Origin of the sequence: Sulfitobacter sediminis, assembly GCF_040811725.1 — a bacterium.
Lineage (GTDB): Bacteria > Pseudomonadota > Alphaproteobacteria > Rhodobacterales > Rhodobacteraceae > Sulfitobacter > Sulfitobacter sediminis.
In genome coordinates this window covers 1-17,966 of record NZ_JBFNXX010000016.1, presented here as the reverse complement: position 1 = coordinate 17,966, position 17,966 = coordinate 1, and the positions used below count along the sequence as shown (strand labels likewise).

Genomic DNA, 17,966 nt, shown 5'->3' with positions numbered 1-17,966 from the left:
GGCTGATGTTGTCGTCTGGATCCAAGATGCGACTGCGTAAGGTGGACGCCCCGTCCACCCGCCGGGGGTGGGCGATGCGCCCACCTTACGGAACCATTGCGCCAGTCCTGCCGTTCTTCCGCAAAGGAGAACGCCATGACCAAGGACCACGGACCCAGCATCAAGGACGACGAGACCTACGAAAGCCTGCGCGAGGATGGCGCGTCCAAGGAGAAGGCCGCGCGCATTGCGAACGCCCAGGCCTCGGACGACCAGAACCCCGGCAAGAAGGGCGGGAAACAGCCGCCCTACGAGGAATGGACCAAGGCAGACCTCTACGAGCGCGCACAGGAACTGGACATCGACGGGCGCTCGGACATGACCAAGGACGAGTTGATCGAGGCGCTGCGCAACCACTGATGCGCCGGGTGCCTCTGGCAGGAGGCACCCCATGACCCAGCTCTGGAAAAACCAGGCCTTCACCATTGCCCACGCCGACGACAGCAAGTTCGAAGGCGCGGGCCTACGGCCCTTCTTCGAATACCGCGACCTTGGCATCCGTGACGCCACCAAAGGCAAATACGGCGCCCACGTCATCCGCGCCGTTCCTGGCATGGAAAGCCCCGCGAAATGGCACTCCCATGACCTCGATTTCCAGATGGTCTACGTCACCCAAGGCTGGGTCGTCTTCGAGTACGAAGGGCAGGGCGAACACGTCCTGCGCACGGGCTCCTGCGTGCTTCAGCCTCCGGGTATCAAGCACCGCGAGGTGCGCCATTCCGACGATCTTGAACTGATCGAGATCATCTCGCCCGCCGATTTCGCCACCGCCGAGGAGGAGGCCCCGTGAAAGCTCTCCTCGCCGCCACCCTCATTGCCGCCAGCCCCGCGCTGGCCATCGACGTGCCATCCGGCCAGCCCGTCGAATTGCAGGAAGTGCTGATCGACACCGTCGGCGAAGCGACATGGCTGCGGTTCCGCTTTATCGCCCCCGACATCGCCCGCGCGGGCGGCGCGGTGGACTACGAGACGGCGGCGCAGGACATCACCCATCTCTGCGACAGCTTCGCGCTGCCCTACATCGCGGATTTCGACCTTGCCGCCGATGGGATCGTCATTTCTCTGGCCGACCGGGCCACCGAATTCGGCACCGCCGACCCCGACGCGACCCAGTTCTTCGAAGCCTTCCGCGCCGAAGGTGACGTCTGCATCTGGGAGGGTTTGTGATGCAGACACAATATCTTGCGCGGAAGAGTTCACCTCACCTCTCAGTTGAGGCTTTGGAGTCACAAGTCCGCCGATTGGCGAAGCCTGGATATTTTTTTGGCATCGAATGCTCTATGTTGGCGCCAAGGAATACCCAAGTATCCCTTACCTCAGAAACGGGGCGTGTGAGGCAGTCTGATGATGCGCGCCCCACTCACAATAACAGGAGACAGAGATGTCGAAGAGCATCAAATTCCTGGCAGCCATCGGCTTTGTCGCCGTTGTCGCCGCCTGCACATCCGGCCAGACCGAAGAAGAATACGTCGTGGTTGAGCCCGAGCCCATCTCGGTGGAGCCCACTTACACCGGCAAGTACAAGTAAGCTTGTTGCCGGACAGGCGTCCGCGCCTGTCCGGACCCCCGCGCGGTCCGCTGATCGGAGGGCCGCCTGATGCCAGCCTACATGCTGAAACATCGCGGGTTTCCGGGCCGTCTGCCCGGCACCGATTTCCAGTTCACCATCCGCCGCCCGAACCCCAAGGGCGTCACGCCGATCATCCGGCGCGAGCGCCGCTCTGACCGCAAGCCCGCCGACCGCCGCGCCGACACGGCCTTCATGGCGGCCCTCTGGGCGCATTTTGGTGACCAGCCCTTCGAACGCGGCAATCTCGACGCGGGCCGCCTGTCCTGGCTCTTCGGGCGCGAGGTGCTGCCCGCCACCGATCCCTTCGACCCCGCGCATTACGAGGCGCTGCTGGTCATCAACGAGGCCGCCGCCCGCGCCTCTTTCCCCGAAGCCTTCGAAGAGTGATCGGCGTGATCTTGCTTGCGATATCAAGAGATAAGCGGGTGTCAGCCGATTTTTCTCGCATTTGGTGTGGGCGCTTGGCGCGGGGCGCAACTTGCGCCACCGTCACAGATGTTGAGTGCGTTTCCTCCAAGGGCGCGTCTTCGACACACCTAAACCATACCCCTTCCCCTCAGGGGCAGTACAACACCGCACCGTTTGTACTGCCCCATTTTTTCGGGCTCTGTCAGGGGGATGGCGCGATCATGTCCATCGCACCCGGCGTGGAACCCGGCAGGCGCTTCCGCGTTGGCTCTGCGATCAAGAGCAGACAAGGAAGAAGAACATGTCGATCAAATCTCTCGGCCTCATCGCTGTCCTGTGTACCGGCCTCGCGGCCTGTGGCGACACGCTTGGCGAGCAGGCCCTTGGCGGTGCTGCCATCGGTGCCGGTGCCGCTGCCATCACCAGCGGCAGCCTTGCCCAGGGTGCGGCCATCGGGGCCGCGGGCAACGTCGCCTACTGCCAGCTTTACCCCGGCAGATGTAACTAACCCCTCATCCGGCGCGCACGGGTCTGATCCGCGCCGCCCCCGCTTCTCTCACCCCGCGCGGCGGCTGCCGCCGCGGGGTTTTTGCGTTTTCCTCAAGACCCAGAAGGACATCCCATGTTCAAGAAAATCCTGATCGCCAACCGGGGCGAAATCGCCTGCCGCGTCATCAAGACCGCGCGCAAGATGGGCATCCAGTCCGTCGCCGTCTATTCCGACGCTGATGCCAACGCGCTGCACGTCCAGATGGCGGATGAGGCCGTGCACATCGGCCCGCCCCCGGCGAACCAGTCCTACATCGTGATCGACAAGATCATGGAGGCGATCAAGTCCTCTGGCGCCGAGGCCGTGCATCCCGGCTACGGCTTCCTGTCGGAGAACCCCAAGTTCGCCGAGGCGCTTGAAAAGGCGGGCGTCGCCTTCATCGGCCCGCCCAAGGGCGCCATCGAGGCCATGGGCGACAAGATCACCTCGAAGAAGATCGCGCAGGACGCCAAGGTCTCGACCGTGCCGGGCTACATGGGGCTGATCGAGGACGCGGACGAGGCGGTCAAGATCTCCAACGACATCGGCTATCCGGTGATGATCAAGGCTTCCGCAGGCGGCGGCGGCAAGGGCATGCGCATCGCCTGGAACGACGAAGAGGCGCGCGAGGGCTTCCAGTCCTCCAAGAACGAGGCGGCGAACTCTTTTGGAGACGACCGCATCTTCATCGAGAAATTCGTCACCCAGCCGCGCCACATCGAAATCCAGGTGCTTTGCGACACCCACGGCAACGGCATCTACCTCGGTGAGCGGGAATGCTCGATCCAGCGCCGCAACCAGAAAGTCGTCGAAGAGGCCCCGTCGCCCTTCCTCGACCCTGAGACGCGTAAGGCCATGGGCGAACAGGCCGTCGCCCTCGCGCAGGCCGTGGGCTATGCCAGCGCGGGCACGGTGGAATTCATCGTGGACGGGGACAAGAACTTCTACTTCCTCGAAATGAACACCCGCCTGCAGGTGGAACACCCGGTCACGGAACTGATCACGGGCGTCGACCTTGTCGAACAGATGATCCGCGTCGCCAATGGCGAGAAGCTGTCGATCACGCAGGACGACGTCACGCTCACCGGTTGGGCCATCGAGAACCGTCTTTACGCAGAAGACCCCTATCGCGGCTTCCTGCCCTCCATCGGCCGTCTGACCCGCTACCGCCCGCCGCAGGAACTGGCCGCAGGCCCGCTCAGCGACAACGGCAAATGGGCCGATGCCGCGCCCACCGCCGACATGGCCGTGCGCAACGACACCGGCGTCTACGAGGGCGGCGAGATTTCGATGTACTACGACCCGATGATCGCCAAGCTTTGCACCTGGGCACCCACGCGGGCCGAGGCCATTGAGCGGATGCGCGTGGCACTCGACAGCTTCGAGGTCGAAGGTATCGGTCACAACCTGCCGTTCCTCTCGGCCGTGATGGACCACCCCAAATTCGTCTCGGGTGACATGACCACTGCCTTCATCGCCGAGGAATATCCCGACGGTTTCGAAGGCGTGGAACTGACCGAAACCGATCTGCGCCGCATCGCCGCCGCCACCGCCGCGATGCACCGCGTGGCCGAAATCCGCCGCGCCCGCGTCTCGGGCCGGATGGACAACCACGAGCGCAAGGTCGGCTCCGACTGGAACGTGCGCCTGCAGGGCCACGCCTTCGACGTGGTGATCGAGGCCGACCCCAAGGGCGCCACCGTCCGTTTCGAGGACGGCCACGAAATGCGCGTCACGGGCAACTGGACGCCGGGGGATCAGCTGGCCTCCATGACGGTGGACGATGCGCCGCTGGTGATGAAGGTCGGCAAGATCTCGGGCGGTTTCCGCATCCGTACCCGTGGGGCGGAGTTGAAGGTTCATGTGCGCACGCCGCGTCAGGCGGAACTGGCCCGCAAGATGCCCGAAAAGGTACCGCCCGACACCTCCAAGATGCTGCTTTGCCCGATGCCGGGGCTTGTCGTGAAGATGAACGTCGCCGTGGGTGACGAGGTTCAGGAAGGCCAGGCGCTCTGCACCATCGAAGCGATGAAGATGGAGAACATCCTGCGCGCCGAACGCAAGGGCGTGGTGTCCAAGGTGAACGCCGAGGCGGGCGACAGCCTTGCCGTGGACGACGTGATCATGGAGTTCGAATAGGGCCGTGACCCAGTCCGCTTCCCTCTTTCCCTGGTTCCTGCTGGCCGGCGCGCTCGTCTGCGCCGCCGTGCTGGCGCTTTGGAAAGAGGCGCGGACGGCGGGGCTGATCATCGCCCAGTTCTTTCTGACCATCGGCCTTCCGGTCGTCGTGGTGCTGGGCGGGCTCACCTGGATTTCCTTGCCGTTCCTCCGGGGCCTCGATACCGGCATTCAGCAGGCGATGATCGCGGGGCTTGTGATTGCCGTGGGCTGGCTCACGACGGCGATTTTCGCGGAACTGGCCAAGGCGCGGTCGCGCGCCGAACGGCTCAGGGATTATCACAAGGCGATCTACGCCGAGATCGGCAACACCCTGGAATCGCTCTGGGAATCGGGGGAAACGGATACTTACGTCAACCAGATCATCGCCAGGATGGAAGAAGACGAAACCTATGTCCCCTTCATCCCGCGCGAACATCACGACCACGTCTATGATGCGGTCATCCGCGAGATCGACGTGCTGCCGCGCCAGACCATCGACGCCATCGTCGCCTATTACAGCCTGATCAAGTCAGTCTCGGCATTGGCCGAGGACATGCGCGGCGACACGTTCAAGACGCTTGCCACGGACCGGCGGGTGGCGATGTATTCGGATTACGTGGGAATGCGCAAACAGTCGTTTCTGTTCGGAAAATATGCCCTGCGCCTGATCAAGGCCTATTCGGACGGCGGCGTCGCTGCCGCCCAACGCGTCATCAATAACCGGGACGCGGACCCGTCCGCCAAGTCACGGGGATCGGCGTGAACGGAATGTCAGGGTCTTTTTCCATATCCTGCCTCTTAGGCTGTCACGTGCTAAATATAGGTGAAGACGGCGTTTCCCGCAAGGATCACCGCTCGCGCGCGGCCTCCTTCGCGTCGCGGATTTCCTGCTGGCGGATCGGCATCTTGTCGATGCTGCGGGTGATCTCGCGCACGTCCCAGGGGAAGGGCTTGCGCAGCTTCACGCCGCCGTCCTTGCCTACCAGCACCAGCATGAACCCGCGCGGGCGCATCTTGAGCCGCAGGGCAGACCGCGCCTCGGGGTCCGTATCGGTCAGCACGATCACATCGCGCTCCAGTAATTCCTCGGGCCGCTCGCCCAGAAGCTCGAGCTGTTCGATATACGCCGGGTCGTTGTCGCTGTCGGCAAAGACCAGAACGGGCCGCTTTTTCCAGCGGAATTCGCTCAAATCAGGCATATCGGCAGGCGCAAAGAGGGTCTCGCGTTCCATGGCACCGGTCTCCTGCGCCAGCGCGCCGGTGGCAATTAATCCAGCGATTACAATAGGGATGAGGCGTTTCATGTCTTCTCCTGTTGCCTCAGATATAAGCCCGATTTGGCCAAATGCGATGGATAAATCGTCTCAGGTGGGCATTAAGCGCACCGCAAGGGGTTTTGCGCCATGACGGGGGCCATCCTCGCATCATGGCCGAACGGGGCGGCCCCTTGGAAGAGGTTTGTCCAAAGGCTCATGGACGTCATTCTGCATCTCGGTGCGCACCGTACCGCGACGACCACGTTTCAGCATTACATGCGCGACCACGTGGACGACCTCGCGGCGCAGGGCGTGGGCTTCTGGGGACCGCAGCGCACGCGAAAGTCGGTCTTTCCCGGCCTCTTCCGCGCGACCGCAGCGCAGAAGGGGCGCAATGTCGCGCGCAGGGCCGAGGGGCGGGCGCGGATGTTCGCGCGTCAGGCGCAAAAGGCCGGTGTCTCGGAGCTTCTGGTGAGCGACGAAAACCTTCTGGGCACCTGCGTTCAAAACCTGCACGCAAAGCGGCTCTATCCCGGCGCCGGGGAACGGACAGCGCGGGTTTCGGCGGCCTTCGGCGGTCAGGTCCGCCGCATCGTCCTGTCGATCCGCAGCCAGGAAATCTGGTGGGCCTCCGCCTGCGCACTCACCGTCTCGCGCGGCCATCCGTTACCCTCGCAGGCGCGGCTCGACGCCATTGCGACAAGCCGCCGGACATGGCGCGACGTGATCACCGATATCGCATGCGCGGCACCGGGGGCCGAGATCGAGGTTATCCCCTTCGAGACCAGCGCAGGCCGCCCCGACACAATCCTGCGCGCCGCGCTGGGGCGTGAGGTTCCGAGGGACAGCAAGCTGCGCTGGCTCAACCGGTCGCAGGACCTGCGCGCCCTGCGCGCGACACTCACCGAACAGGGGGGCGATCCCGACTTGCTGCCCGATGATGTGGGCCGCTGGCAGCCATTTTCACAAGAACAAGCAGCAAAGCTGCGCGAGGACTACGCCGACGATCTGCACTGGCTTTTTGCTGGGGCGGACGGGCTGGCGAAACTGACAGAGGACGCGCGCCTGGAAAGAGCGGGAATAATCCTGCCATCGGGTGCCATGACAAAAGGACAAGGATATGACACAGGACAGTCCCAAGGACATCTGGCGCAAAACCGCTGAGGCCGAACTCAGAAACCGCACCCCCGACGACCTGACCTGGCACACGCTGGAAGGCATCGACGTCCAGCCGGTCTATGACGCCTCGGATATCGCGGGGCTCGACCACCTTGGCTCCATGCCGGGGCAGGCGCCTTTCACGCGCGGGGTAAAGGCCACGATGTACGCGGGCCGCCCCTGGACCATCCGGCAATACGCGGGCTTTTCCACGGCGGAGGAATCCAACGCCTTCTACCGCCGCAACCTCGCCGCCGGTCAGCAGGGCGTCTCGGTCGCCTTCGATCTGGCCACGCACCGGGGCTATGACAGCGATCACCCCCGCGTGGAAGGGGATGTAGGCAAGGCGGGCGTGGCCATTGATTCGGTGGAGGACATGAAAATCCTCTTCGACGGCATCCCGCTCGACAAGGTGTCGGTCTCCATGACCATGAACGGCGCGGTGATCCCGATCCTCGCCAGTTTCATCGTCGCAGGCGAAGAGCAGGGGCACGCGCGTTCGGTGCTCTCGGGTACCATCCAGAACGACATCCTCAAGGAGTTCATGGTCCGCAACACCTACATCTACCCTCCCGAACCCTCGATGCGGATCATCGCGGATATCATCGAATACACCTCGAACGAGATGCCGAAATTCAACTCCATCTCGATCTCCGGCTACCATATGCAGGAGGCAGGCGCGAACCTGGTGCAGGAGCTGGCTTTCACCCTTGCCGACGGGCGCGAATACGTGCGCGCCGCCATCGCGCGTGGCATGGACGTGGACAAATTCGCGGGCCGCCTCAGCTTCTTCTTCGCCATCGGCATGAATTTCTTCATGGAAGCCGCCAAGCTGCGCGCCGCGCGCCTGCTCTGGCACCGCATCATGTCCGAGTTCAATCCCAAGAACCCCAAGTCCTCCATGCTGCGCACCCACTGCCAGACCTCGGGTGTGAGCCTGCAGGAACAGGACCCTTACAACAACGTCGTGCGCACTGCCTACGAGGCAATGGCGGCAGTCCTCGGCGGCACCCAGTCGCTCCACACCAACGCGCTCGACGAGGCCATCGCACTGCCCACCGACTTCTCGGCGCGCATCGCGCGGAACACCCAGTTGATCTTGCAGGAAGAAACCGGCGTCACCAACGTGGTCGACCCGCTGGCGGGCTCCTACTACGTCGAGAAGCTGACGGCGGACCTCGCCGAAGCCGCGTGGAAGCTGATCGAGGAGGTCGAGGAGATGGGCGGCATGACCAAGGCCGTGGCCTCGGGCATGCCCAAGCTGCGCATCGAAGAGGCCGCCGCGCGGCGTCAGGCCAATATCGACCGGGGCACCGAGGTGATCGTCGGTGTGAACAAGTACCGCCGCGACAAGGAAGACCCGATCGACATCCTTGATGTGGACAACGTCGCGGTGCGCGAGGCGCAGATCGCGCGTCTCGAACGCATCCGCGCCAGCCGCGATGAGACCGCTTGCAAAGCGGCGCTCAGCGAACTGACGCGCCGGGCAAAAGAGGGAGGCAACCTGTTGGAAGCGGCCGTGGAAGCAGCACGCGCACGCGCCACCGTGGGAGAAATCAGCATGGCAATGGAAGAAGAATTCGGCCGCCACCGCGCCGAGGTGAAAACGCTCGCGGGTGTCTACGGGGCGGCCTACGAGGGCGACGAAGGGTTCGCCGCGATCCAGAAGGACGTGGAAGCTTTCGCCGAGGAAGAAGGCCGCCGCCCCCGGATGCTGGTCGTCAAGATGGGCCAGGACGGCCACGACCGGGGGGCCAAGGTGATCGCGACCGCTTTTGCCGACATCGGTTTCGATGTCGACGTCGGCCCGCTCTTCCAGACGCCCGCCGAAGCCGCGCAGGACGCCGTGGACAACGACGTGCACGTGATCGGCATCTCGTCCCAGGCGGCGGGCCACAAGACGCTCGCCCCGCAGCTTGTTAAGGCGCTGAAAGAGGCAGGCGCAGAGGATATCCTCGTGATCTGTGGCGGGGTGATCCCCCAGCAGGACTACCAGTTCCTCTATGACGCCGGCGTCAAGGCGATCTTTGGGCCCGGAACGAACATTCCGGCGGCGGCGGCGGATATTCTCAAGCTCATCCGCGAGGCGCGGGGGTGAGAGCGCTGGGGAGGCTTTCTGCCTCCCCAGACCCCTCCGAGGACTTTATGTGGCCAGAAAGAGGAGCGGGGGTGTGTTGGAACTGGATCATATTGCGGTAGCGGGTAAGACGTTGAAGGCGGCCTCGGACTGGTGCGAGGGGGCGCTGGGCGTGCCGTTGCAGCCGGGCGGGGAACACGCGGTCTTTCACACGCACAACCGCCTGCTGGGGCTCGAGAACGGGCTCTATCTTGAGGCCATCGCGATCAATCCCGATGCGCCAGTGCCGGACCGGCCGCGCTGGTTCGATCTCGACCGTTTCACAGGCCAGCCGCGCCTGACCAACTGGATTTGCCGCTGCGACGATCTCGACGCGACGCTGGCGGCGCTGCCGGAGGGGTTCGGCGCGCCGGTCTCGCTCATGCGCGGCGACCTGCGCTGGCGCATGGCGGTGCCAGAAAGCGGTGTGCTGCCCTTCGACAATTGCGCGCCCGCGCTGATCGAATGGGAAGGGGCGGCGCACCCCGCATCCCGGCTTGCGCAGCGGGGCGTCAGGCTTGACCGGTTGCGCGTTCGCCATCCCGAGGCTGCCGACCTGCAGGCGCTGCTCGCGCCGCATCTGTCGGACGACCGCGTGATCTTTGAAACCGGCGCCGCGGGGCTTTCCGCCGCCTTTACCGTGAACGGGCAGGAGTGCCATTTGCCATGAACATCCGCACCGCGCGGCCGGCCGATGCCGCCGCCATCGCCGCCATCTGGAACGTGATCATCCGTGACACGCTGATCACCTTCACCACCAAGGAAAGGACCGAGGCCACGCTTGCCGCCCATATCTCGGAGCGTCAGGGTGCGTTCTGGGTGGCGGAAGAGGCGGGCAAGGTACTGGGCTTTGTCACCTACGGGCCGTTCCGGACCGGCCCGGGATACGCCACGACTGCCGAGCATACCTTGATCCTTGCGCCCGAAGGGCGGGGCAGGGGGCTGGGGCGCGCGCTGATGCACAAGGCGATGGAACATGCTGCCGCCCACGGTATCCACGTGATGGTCGCGGGCATCAGCGCGGCCAATCCCGGCGCGGTGGCCTTTCACGCGGCACTCGGGTTCGAGCAGACCGGCAAACTGCCCCAGGTGGGGCGCAAGTCGGGGCAGTGGCTTGATCTGATTTTCATGCAGAAAACCCTTCCTTCGTCCTGACTTCCCTCACAGCCTTCGCTAAGGTCGCCCCATGTCGATCTGGACCCGCATTACAGAGGCGCTCTCGGCGCTCACCTCGGGCGAGGGGCTCGCGGCGGTCTTTGACCGGCTGCGCAGCCCGCCGGAGCGTTCGGTCGCCTTCACCATCGCGGTGATCGCGCTGGGCGCCAAGATGGCCAAGGCCGACGGGCTCGTGACGCGTGACGAGGTGACGGCCTTCCGCGAGGTTTTCCAGATCGCCGAGGACGATACCGAGGGCGCGGCGCGGGTCTTCAACCTCGCGCGGCAGGACGTGGCGGGCTACGACGATTACGCCCGGCGCATCGCGGCCATGTTCCGCGACCAGCCCGACGCGCTGCAGGACCTGATCGAGGGGCTTTTTCACATCGCCATGGCCGACGGGCGCTATCATCCCAACGAGGATGCCTTTCTCGAGGAGGTGGCGCGCATCTTCGGCATATCCGAGGATGATTTCGCTTCGCTGAAGGCGCGCTTTGTCCCCGATACCTCGCCGCTGCCGCATACGGTGCTGGGCATTCCCGCCAGTGCCTCGCTGGAAGAGGCGCGCGCCGCCTGGCGCAAGCTTGTGCGCGACAATCATCCCGACGCGCTGACCGCGCGGGGCCTGCCGCAAGAGGCGATCCGCATGGCCGAGAAACGCATGATCGATATCAACCGCGCCTGGGAGACCTTTTCGGGGAAACGGACCAATGCGGATCGCAACCTATAACGTCGAGTGGTTCTCGTCGCTCTTCAACCGCAAGGACGAGCTTTTGAACGACGGCGGCTGGTCGGCGCGCTACAACGTCACCCGCGCCCAGCAGACGGCCGCACTTGGCACGGTCTTTCGCGCCATTGATGCCGATGCCGTCATGCTGATCGAGGCACCGGATCAGAGCAAGACCAACTCCACCATCCGGGCGCTGACCAATTTCGTCGATCATTTCCAACTGCGCACCCGCGAGATTATCATGGGATTCCCGAACGATACCGAGCAGGAGATCGCGCTTCTCTACGATCCGGACGTGATGATCGCGGCCCATGATCCGCAGGGCGAATACTCGGGCACCGAAGGGGCCGCCGGTGCGCCGCGTTTCGACGGGGCGCTACTCATTGACCTCGACATCGACGCGACCGAAGACCTTGTTGTCTTCTCGAAACCCCCGCTGGAGGTTGCCGTGCAGACGGCAGGCGGGCTCGATTTCCGCATGATCGGTGCGCATCTGAAATCCAAAGCCCCCCATGGGGCGGGCAGTGCTGCCGAGATGGCCTCGATCAACATCGCCAACCGGCGCAAGCAACTGGCGCAGGCGGTCTGGTTGCGCGCCCGCATCGACGAGCATCTGGCCGAGGGCACGCCGCTGATCGTGCTGGGTGATCTGAACGACGGCCCCGGGCTCGATGAATTCGAAAGCCTCTTCGGGCGGTCCTCGGTCGAGATCGTGATGGGCATGGACGATGGCGCGGGGCTCTTCGATCCGCACGCGCGGCAGGCGCTCAGCCGCAAGCTGGGGGCGCAGCCGACCACGGCACGCTTCTGGATCAGGCCCGAAAAGCGGTTCCTGCAGGCGCTGCTCGATTACATCATGGTCACCAACGACATTCACGCGCGCAACGCCCGCTGGCGCATCTGGCATCCGCTGGATGATCCGGAATGCTGGCAGAACCCCGAATTGCGCGATGCGCTGGTTACCGCTTCCGACCACTTTCCGGTGACGCTCGACTTCGACGATCTCTCGTAATTCGGGCGGTGCAGGCTTATATTGGGCATATGAAACGTATCGCCGCCCTTGCCCTTGCCCTGTCCCTCGCCGCGCCCGTCGCACGGGCGCAGGAAGAGGACGAGCGCGGCCTGTCCCTGATGGAGCGGGGCGCGCAGCTTTTCATGGAAGGCATCCTGAGAGAAATGGAGCCCGCCATCGAGGAATTTCAGGGCTTTGCCGACGACATCGGCCCGGCGCTGCGCCAGTTCGCGCAGGAGATGGGGCCGAAGCTTGGCGAATTGCTGGACGAGGTCGAGGACTGGAGCGCCTACGAGGCACCCGAGATGCTGCCCAACGGCGACATCATCATCCGCCGCAAGCCCAACCACCCGATGACCCCGCCCGAAACGCCCACCGAACCGGCCCCGCAGATCGAGCTTTGAGCCCCGTGTCCGCCTTCGATGCCATCCGGGCGGTGGATTACACCGTGATCATCACCCGCGACCTTGCCGCGATGCGCGCCTTCTACGAGGATGTGCTGGGCTTCGCGCTGGAACGGGCATTGTCGGAGAACTGGCTGGAGTATCGCGTCGGCGGCACGATCCTGGCCCTGTCCGCGCCCGGCATGACAAGGGACGACGCCCCCGTTCCCGATGGGACGGCGGCGCTGCAACTGGCTTTCCGCGTGCCGGTCGCAGCGGTGGATGCCTGCGCGGCGGAACTGGTCGAGCGGGGTATCGCCATCGTCTCGCCCCCGACGGACAGGCCGTTTGGCCACCGCACGCTGTTCTTCCGGGACCCGGACGGCAATCTTCTGGAGATCTACGCGGAGATCTGAGGGGGCCGCCTCCGCGTCGATCTCGATCCGGAACCACTATGCGACCGCCGTGAGAGGAGGCGCGGGCGAGAGACCGGGCCTGATTTGGCGTCAGGCCCTACGGCGACCGCGGCGGCGCAGGAAGGCGAAGCCGCCGAGGCCGCTGATCAGAAGCATGGCGGGCATGGGTAGTGGGACAGGCGTCGGGACATCGCCAAGGGCTCCGATACCCCCCGTATCGGTCTCGCCCCAAGTGTAGCGCGGTCCGTGATTCGACGTCATGAACAGTACCGATGTGTATCCGCCTGTGGGAATTCCGGTGAAGCCCCACAGCACACCTTCGACGTCTCGCATGTCGGCGAAGAAGTTGTCGTTTTCCAGGTTCTGGTTGAGGAAGAAACTGTTGGCAGGCACGGCGCCGGCATCTCTGACAAGACCCGTGGTCAGGCCGTTCACAGCCGGTGCGCCGTCATCCGGCACATCCAGAGGAGGCGTTGGCGCATTCAAGCTGCCGACGGCGGTGCTTGTGCCGTCCATGTTCTCCGGCGTGCCGTCGATCGGCTGAGGCACCGCTTCATTGGTCTGGAACACGTGACCGGCAAAGTAACCGCCACTTGTAATGAGGTCGGACTCGACCGTCACCCCGAGACTGGCGAGCGCGTTGTCGATGCCGGATTCGGTGCGGGGATTTGAATTGACCACCTGGTACATGTAGACGAAATTAGCGGATGTATCGATTGAACCGACCGCATTGCCGTTGAAGCCGACCGCGCTGCTGAAGGCACTGCCAAAGAAGAGGTCGTCACTCCAATCTCCGTCAGTGTTGTGCCAAACGGAGAAGTTCGTTGTTGAATCACAGGTCGAGCAATCCTCGGAGAATACCGTGTAGCCGGTAAATGGCGACAGGGTTCCCGCCATGGCCGATGCCCCGCAGAACGAAGCAACCAGAGACACTGCTAGGACGCATGGTTTGGTCAGTTTCATCGGTTAGATCCCCCATTGAATTATGAGCTTTGGATCCCCCCGCCGAGGTGCTAAAATTCCCCTTCTGGTGGAAGAAATCAGCGATACGCACTAATAATTCTATCAAAGGTAGAAATTTTGGCAATCAAATTCATTGACCTTAGGTCAACTGGCTTGCGAGGAGCCCTTTAGTGAAGGCGTGCTTCTGTGAGACGTCCCAAGTGCTCCGCTCAGAAAAATGGGCACTCCCGGGCATCAGTTCGAACAAAAAGCTCTCGACAGGAAAGACATGGAAGCTTGTGACTGCCACGTTCACGGATACATGCGGCTCTTCATTCGGTTAGTCCGTTTCGTTTGTCCTAAGATCGCCTTGTGCCAGGACGCGGACGTGAATGCCGTAAGGCCCCCTATCAAGTCGGGCGTGTAGCGTTTCCGAAGCAAGCGGAAATGCATTGGCCGGTCCCTTCTATTGGAAAGGCGCTTTGGCCGGTAGTTTGAGCGGGGCCTAACCGCTCGCTCTGGGTGCTGATTGCCATGGTGTTTCAGCTACACGTGATCGCCCCAGATGCCGATGAGTTGCGACCTCGCAGCCTCCGTGCCTGACCTCTTGCTTCAACGGCCCGAGAAAGGCCTCCCTTAAGCTCAAGGAAGAGGGCTTCGTGCTTGCCAATCTGGTAGACCTTTGGTCCGACCGCCCTTTTCCGGCCTGTGTGGTGACCGGCCAATTCGTCAAAGGCCATCGAAAGGCGAAGAGAGTCCTTAACCCCTCCGAAAAACGCGGAAAACCCACCTTTCCCCAAAGGGACATCACCGTCAGTCGCCCTTGCGCGCCCTGATGGTCTTGATCTCCACCTCGGCCCCCAGCGAGGCCGCCAGCGAACTGAGCCGCGCCTCGGCAACCTCACCGAAAAGCGGCAGCATGTCCTGCGTCAAACGCAGCTCAAGCTTCTTCTTCTTCGCATACCAGCGCAGCTCGCCCCGGTCCTCTTCGGGGTTCATCCACAGCATCGCGCCAAAGCGCATGGCCTTGCCCAACACCTCCGCCTCGGCACGGGTCTTTTCGTCGACCATCTCGAACAGGTCCGAGAACCGCGAATTCTCGCGCTTGTTCGAATAGCGGTGCATCAGCGCCAGCCCCAGGAAGATACGCTCCGAATGCTTCAGCCCGCCAAGGTTCGCGCGCGTGGCGTTGTCGAAACAGACCTCGGCGCGGTAGTCAGGATGCGCGCGCCAGCTGACGTCATGCAAGAGACACGCCGCCTTGACCAGCCGCTTGCGCGTGGCGGGGGCGGATTTGAAAAGCGGCAGGATGAAATTGTAAAGCGTCTTGCCGAACCCGGGCATCCGCGCGTCCTTGGCCTCGGCAAAGCGACAGGCCTCAATCAGCGGATCGCGGTCGCGCAGGCGCTGGGGCATCTGCTCGTAGAGCATGCCTTCGCGGATGCCGTAGCTGGAAATGGCGATATCCTTGGGTTTGAAGGTCTTGACCAGCCGGCTCAGGACCTCCGCCGCGTAGGGCACCAGCGCCATCCGGGTGGATGACACGCCCGACAGGGCGCGCAGTTCCTCGGGGTCGGTCTTCTTGATGAATTTCACCGTGGCGCTCACCGCGCGCGGTGTCATGCGGTATTCGTGCAGCACGTGCAGAGGATAGCCCCGGCGCAGCATGTCGATCCGCGCAATCGCGCGCCATGATCCCCCCACAAGGAAAAGCCGGTCGCGCTGTGCGCCCATCTTTTCCTGCAGGCCTCCCATGACCTCTTTGATATGCGCCTGCCGCGCCTTGGCGCCGCCCTTCATGTCGCGCAGTTTCAGCGGCCCCAGTTGCGAGGACACGCGCCGCCCGACGCGACCCCCCGAAATCTCGGCCAGCTCCATCGAAGACCCACCGATGTCACAGACAAGGCCGTAAGCCCCCGGCCAGCCCAAGAGCACGCCCTGTGCCGACAGCCGCGCCTCTTCCTCGCCGTCGATCACCCAGATGCGCAGCCCCGTCTCGCGCATGACCTCGTCGCAGAATTCGCGCCCGTCGCTGGCATCGCGCACCGCCGCCGTGGCCACCACCGACAGCTCCGTCAGCCCCATGCCATCCGCGAGCTTCTTGAACCGCCGCATCGCCGAAAGCGCCCGCACGCGGCCTTCGGGCGACAGATGCCCCGTCTCCGACAGGCCAGAGCCCAGCGCGCACATGATCTTCTCGTTGTAGAAATAGGCAGGCGACCGCGCCGCCCCGTCAAAAACCACCAGCCGGACGGAGTTCGAGCCCACGTCCACCACGCCCACCCGCGCCAGCGCCCGCGCCGAGGGGTCCTGAAACAGCGGCTTGCCAAACAGCCCAAGGTCCGCGACGCCGGTTTCCGGTACGTCCGGGCGGATCAGCTCTCGTTGCTCGGTCATGCAGTCCCCGTGGCAGTCGCTTGGGCCGCAAGATGGGGCAGGGGGGCGGCGGGGTCAATGTTGAAGACACCCCCTACTGCTGCCAGCGTCCCCTTCGAGAAACGCGAAGGGCCCTTGCCGTCTTGCCGGGGACGCGTCGTTTCCGCTTCGGTCAATGCTACTTCAGGGGTACGCTGGGAGGTGTCTCCAACGGAAAAGAAAGGTCATCGCGATGGCGGACTGCGTGAAACTGCGACCCGGCGGCACCTATTCGGGCAAACAGGGTTTCGACTATTTCCAGGGGATCGCGAAAGAGACCGTCGGCAGTCAGGGCGTCTGCATGCACCTTCTGACGGTGCCGCCCGGTGGTCGTGCCAAGGCGCACAAGCACGAATCCCACGAAACCGCGATCTACGTGATCTCCGGCTCGGCCAAGATGTACTGGGGCGACAGGCTGGAGAACGTCATGGAGACCAACGCGGGCGACCTGATCTACATCCCGCCCAACACCCCCCATCTCCCGTTCAATGACGGTGACACCCCTGCGGTCGCGGTCATCGCGCGCACCGATCCGAATGAACAGGAAAGCGTTGTCCTGATGCCGGAACTGGAGGCGTTGGTGCCCGGTTGAGGGCCCGGGCTCGGATTGGGGCGGTGGCCGGTCGGTCGTGACGATCCGCGAGCGTCAGAAGCGCCGTGCCCAAAGCCCCTTCGATCAGCGGTCTGAAAAAACCCTTCCGCGATGCCGGTTGCGGCTACGTCCGGGGGACGGCTCTCGTTGCTCGGTCATGCAGGCCCCGTTGCAGTGGTTTGGGGCTCAAGATGGGCGAGGTGGGTTCACTGTTTGAACCGGCGACGGGGGAGGCTAATGTCTTTTCTGAGCCCAGTTTGCCCGATGTTGCGCTGTGGACGAATGACAGTACCGGGGTATTCGAGACATATCGTTCGTATCAGCAGCATAAGCCACTTGCCGCAAGGCACGTTGGTCCGCTTCGGGCTGCCTCCCTACATTCACCGTAATCGGCAAGGAGCTAGAAACCTAAACTATTCTGGAGGTTCCGGAGGGAAGAGTATATTTCCGGAGCCATGATCGACGCCAGACAATTTAACGACAATATTGTCGAACCGACACTTGCTGAGTTTGATACAGATTTTTCCTGTCTACGGCGTGCTTTCTTGGCTGTGGCTGTCGTTGATGCCCTTTCGGCGCAAATCTATGCACAGGCCGTAGAGAACAACATCAACCCATTCGACTTGCTAGGATGGCACAAATGTGGTGATCCGTCGGACCCAAATGACAGTATATTCAGGCATCGCATTGCCGAGAATTGCACTGGTTTCCGGATCATTCTAGACGTAGCAAAGGCTAATAAGCACGCCGTTTTGACGCGGGGAAAGCCGATGGTCGAACGAACAGATCAGATCGTATCACAATCAAAAGGTTATGGTCTTGGACGCTTTGGAGAAGGCCGATTTGGCGGCGTCGACCAGGTCATTGTTAGGTTTGATGACGGCGAAGAGATATATTTAGAACATCAGATTCTTGAAGCGCACCACACACTATTGAACCTACTTGATTTGCTAGAAAAACGCTTAGCTTAGCCCTTAGTACGTTCCGTCCTGAGGTCCGCTTTGAGCTGATGTTGTTGAAAAACTCTGCTTGAGCGAAGCGTGATCGGCTGATTCACTTGCCCTGAGGCAAGGGAGATCTGGCGA

General features: G+C 63.2%; 21 protein-coding genes. 18 read left to right on the top strand and 3 right to left on the bottom strand.

Going from position 1 to position 17,966, the window contains the following annotated elements:
* Window positions 1-135 precede the first annotated feature (135 nt).
* From AB2B41_RS17800 to AB2B41_RS17765, 8 genes are all read left to right on the top strand, one after another.
* On the top strand, window positions 136-399 hold the full coding sequence (locus AB2B41_RS17800; RefSeq protein ID WP_367879170.1) for a DUF7218 family protein: 264 nt from the start codon (window positions 136-138) through the stop codon (window positions 397-399).
* 31 nt (window positions 400-430) lie between these two features.
* A complete protein-coding gene (locus AB2B41_RS17795) occupies window positions 431-829 on the top strand; it encodes a cupin domain-containing protein (protein ID WP_367879169.1) in 399 nt (132 codons plus the stop codon).
* Complete coding sequence (locus tag AB2B41_RS17790; RefSeq protein ID WP_367879168.1) at window positions 826-1,206, top strand: DUF6497 family protein; 381 nt, start codon at window positions 826-828, stop codon at window positions 1,204-1,206. Before AB2B41_RS17795 ends, AB2B41_RS17790 begins: the two co-directional genes overlap by 4 nt.
* 214 nt (window positions 1,207-1,420) lie before the next feature.
* Window positions 1,421-1,567, top strand: a complete 147-nt coding sequence (locus tag AB2B41_RS17785) for a hypothetical protein (protein WP_367879167.1) — start codon at window positions 1,421-1,423, stop codon at window positions 1,565-1,567.
* A gap of 81 nt (window positions 1,568-1,648) precedes the next feature.
* Window positions 1,649-1,996, top strand: coding sequence for a hypothetical protein (locus AB2B41_RS17780; protein ID WP_367879238.1), 348 nt, complete (start codon window positions 1,649-1,651; stop codon window positions 1,994-1,996).
* 322 nt (window positions 1,997-2,318) lie between these two features.
* On the top strand, window positions 2,319-2,525 hold the full coding sequence (locus tag AB2B41_RS17775; RefSeq protein WP_367879166.1) for a hypothetical protein: 207 nt from the start codon (window positions 2,319-2,321) through the stop codon (window positions 2,523-2,525).
* A gap of 114 nt (window positions 2,526-2,639) precedes the next feature.
* Window positions 2,640-4,685, top strand: coding sequence for an acetyl-CoA carboxylase biotin carboxylase subunit (locus AB2B41_RS17770; protein ID WP_367879165.1), 2,046 nt, complete (start codon window positions 2,640-2,642; stop codon window positions 4,683-4,685).
* A 4-nt stretch (window positions 4,686-4,689) separates the two neighbouring features.
* Window positions 4,690-5,469, top strand: a complete 780-nt coding sequence (locus AB2B41_RS17765) for a hypothetical protein (RefSeq protein ID WP_367879164.1) — start codon at window positions 4,690-4,692, stop codon at window positions 5,467-5,469.
* An 85-nt stretch (window positions 5,470-5,554) separates the two neighbouring features.
* Here AB2B41_RS17765 and AB2B41_RS17760 read toward each other — a convergent pair whose 3' ends face one another.
* Window positions 5,555-6,010 (bottom strand): DUF4174 domain-containing protein, encoded by a 456-nt coding sequence (locus tag AB2B41_RS17760; protein WP_367879163.1) that lies wholly within the window; start codon window positions 6,008-6,010, stop codon window positions 5,555-5,557.
* 168 nt (window positions 6,011-6,178) lie between these two features.
* On the opposite strand from AB2B41_RS17760, the gene AB2B41_RS17755 reads away from it, so the two are divergent.
* The 8 genes from AB2B41_RS17755 to AB2B41_RS17720 all read left to right on the top strand — a co-directional run bounded on the left by AB2B41_RS17755 (window position 6,179) and on the right by AB2B41_RS17720 (window position 12,932).
* On the top strand, window positions 6,179-7,126 hold the full coding sequence (locus AB2B41_RS17755) for a hypothetical protein (RefSeq protein WP_367879162.1): 948 nt from the start codon (window positions 6,179-6,181) through the stop codon (window positions 7,124-7,126).
* Window positions 7,083-9,218, top strand: coding sequence for a methylmalonyl-CoA mutase (gene scpA / locus AB2B41_RS17750; RefSeq protein ID WP_367879161.1), 2,136 nt, complete (start codon window positions 7,083-7,085; stop codon window positions 9,216-9,218). Before AB2B41_RS17755 ends, scpA begins: the two co-directional genes overlap by 44 nt.
* 73 nt (window positions 9,219-9,291) lie before the next feature.
* Window positions 9,292-9,906 (top strand): VOC family protein, encoded by a 615-nt coding sequence (locus tag AB2B41_RS17745; protein WP_367879160.1) that lies wholly within the window; start codon window positions 9,292-9,294, stop codon window positions 9,904-9,906.
* Window positions 9,903-10,391 (top strand): GNAT family N-acetyltransferase, encoded by a 489-nt coding sequence (locus AB2B41_RS17740; RefSeq protein WP_367879159.1) that lies wholly within the window; start codon window positions 9,903-9,905, stop codon window positions 10,389-10,391. Before AB2B41_RS17745 ends, AB2B41_RS17740 begins: the two co-directional genes overlap by 4 nt.
* A 31-nt stretch (window positions 10,392-10,422) precedes the next feature.
* Window positions 10,423-11,121, top strand: a complete 699-nt coding sequence (locus tag AB2B41_RS17735) for a TerB family tellurite resistance protein (protein ID WP_367879158.1) — start codon at window positions 10,423-10,425, stop codon at window positions 11,119-11,121.
* Entirely contained in the window at window positions 11,102-12,133 is a 1,032-nt protein-coding gene (locus AB2B41_RS17730) for an endonuclease/exonuclease/phosphatase family protein (protein ID WP_367879157.1), read from the top strand. Before AB2B41_RS17735 ends, AB2B41_RS17730 begins: the two co-directional genes overlap by 20 nt.
* A 29-nt stretch (window positions 12,134-12,162) precedes the next feature.
* On the top strand, window positions 12,163-12,537 hold the full coding sequence (locus AB2B41_RS17725; RefSeq protein WP_367879156.1) for a hypothetical protein: 375 nt from the start codon (window positions 12,163-12,165) through the stop codon (window positions 12,535-12,537).
* A 5-nt stretch (window positions 12,538-12,542) separates the two neighbouring features.
* On the top strand, window positions 12,543-12,932 hold the full coding sequence (locus AB2B41_RS17720) for a VOC family protein (RefSeq protein WP_367879155.1): 390 nt from the start codon (window positions 12,543-12,545) through the stop codon (window positions 12,930-12,932).
* A 90-nt stretch (window positions 12,933-13,022) separates the two neighbouring features.
* Here AB2B41_RS17720 and AB2B41_RS17715 read toward each other — a convergent pair whose 3' ends face one another.
* Together AB2B41_RS17715 and ppx are read right to left on the bottom strand one after the other, a co-directional pair.
* Window positions 13,023-13,895 carry a hypothetical protein gene (locus AB2B41_RS17715; protein WP_367879154.1) on the bottom strand — a complete coding sequence of 291 codons (873 nt, stop codon included), beginning with the start codon at window positions 13,893-13,895 and terminating at the stop codon, window positions 13,023-13,025.
* A 792-nt stretch (window positions 13,896-14,687) separates the two neighbouring features.
* Window positions 14,688-16,271, bottom strand: a complete 1,584-nt coding sequence (ppx, locus tag AB2B41_RS17710; RefSeq protein WP_367879153.1) for an exopolyphosphatase — start codon at window positions 16,269-16,271, stop codon at window positions 14,688-14,690.
* Between the two features lie 211 nt (window positions 16,272-16,482).
* Between ppx and AB2B41_RS17705 the strand changes: the two genes are divergently transcribed.
* On the top strand, window positions 16,483-16,881 hold the full coding sequence (locus AB2B41_RS17705; protein WP_367879152.1) for a cupin domain-containing protein: 399 nt from the start codon (window positions 16,483-16,485) through the stop codon (window positions 16,879-16,881).
* Window positions 16,882-17,336: 455 nt separating this feature from the next.
* Entirely contained in the window at window positions 17,337-17,852 is a 516-nt protein-coding gene (locus tag AB2B41_RS17700; RefSeq protein ID WP_367879151.1) for a hypothetical protein, read from the top strand.
* Window positions 17,853-17,966: the final 114 nt, after the last annotated feature.

What these genes read in the sequence shown, in the direction of transcription:
- AB2B41_RS17705 (WP_367879152.1), top strand. Translation starts at nt 16,483, where the DNA reads ATGGCGGACTGCGTGAAACTGCGACCCGGCGGCACCTATTCGGGCAAA.
- AB2B41_RS17785 (WP_367879167.1), top strand. Translation starts at nt 1,421, where the DNA reads ATGTCGAAGAGCATCAAATTCCTGGCAGCCATCGGCTTTGTCGCCGTT.
- scpA (WP_367879161.1), top strand. Translation starts at nt 7,083, where the DNA reads ATGACACAGGACAGTCCCAAGGACATCTGGCGCAAAACCGCTGAGGCC.
- AB2B41_RS17780 (WP_367879238.1), top strand. Translation starts at nt 1,649, where the DNA reads ATGCTGAAACATCGCGGGTTTCCGGGCCGTCTGCCCGGCACCGATTTC.
- AB2B41_RS17735 (WP_367879158.1), top strand. Translation starts at nt 10,423, where the DNA reads ATGTCGATCTGGACCCGCATTACAGAGGCGCTCTCGGCGCTCACCTCG.
- AB2B41_RS17770 (WP_367879165.1), top strand. Translation starts at nt 2,640, where the DNA reads ATGTTCAAGAAAATCCTGATCGCCAACCGGGGCGAAATCGCCTGCCGC.
- AB2B41_RS17715 (WP_367879154.1), bottom strand. Translation starts at nt 13,895, where the DNA reads ATGAAACTGACCAAACCATGCGTCCTAGCAGTGTCTCTGGTTGCTTCG.
- AB2B41_RS17730 (WP_367879157.1), top strand. Translation starts at nt 11,102, where the DNA reads ATGCGGATCGCAACCTATAACGTCGAGTGGTTCTCGTCGCTCTTCAAC.
- ppx (WP_367879153.1), bottom strand. Translation starts at nt 16,271, where the DNA reads ATGACCGAGCAACGAGAGCTGATCCGCCCGGACGTACCGGAAACCGGC.
- AB2B41_RS17755 (WP_367879162.1), top strand. Translation starts at nt 6,179, where the DNA reads ATGGACGTCATTCTGCATCTCGGTGCGCACCGTACCGCGACGACCACG.
- AB2B41_RS17795 (WP_367879169.1), top strand. Translation starts at nt 431, where the DNA reads ATGACCCAGCTCTGGAAAAACCAGGCCTTCACCATTGCCCACGCCGAC.
- AB2B41_RS17700 (WP_367879151.1), top strand. Translation starts at nt 17,337, where the DNA reads ATGATCGACGCCAGACAATTTAACGACAATATTGTCGAACCGACACTT.
- AB2B41_RS17775 (WP_367879166.1), top strand. Translation starts at nt 2,319, where the DNA reads ATGTCGATCAAATCTCTCGGCCTCATCGCTGTCCTGTGTACCGGCCTC.
- AB2B41_RS17725 (WP_367879156.1), top strand. Translation starts at nt 12,163, where the DNA reads ATGAAACGTATCGCCGCCCTTGCCCTTGCCCTGTCCCTCGCCGCGCCC.
- AB2B41_RS17800 (WP_367879170.1), top strand. Translation starts at nt 136, where the DNA reads ATGACCAAGGACCACGGACCCAGCATCAAGGACGACGAGACCTACGAA.
- AB2B41_RS17760 (WP_367879163.1), bottom strand. Translation starts at nt 6,010, where the DNA reads ATGAAACGCCTCATCCCTATTGTAATCGCTGGATTAATTGCCACCGGC.
- AB2B41_RS17740 (WP_367879159.1), top strand. Translation starts at nt 9,903, where the DNA reads ATGAACATCCGCACCGCGCGGCCGGCCGATGCCGCCGCCATCGCCGCC.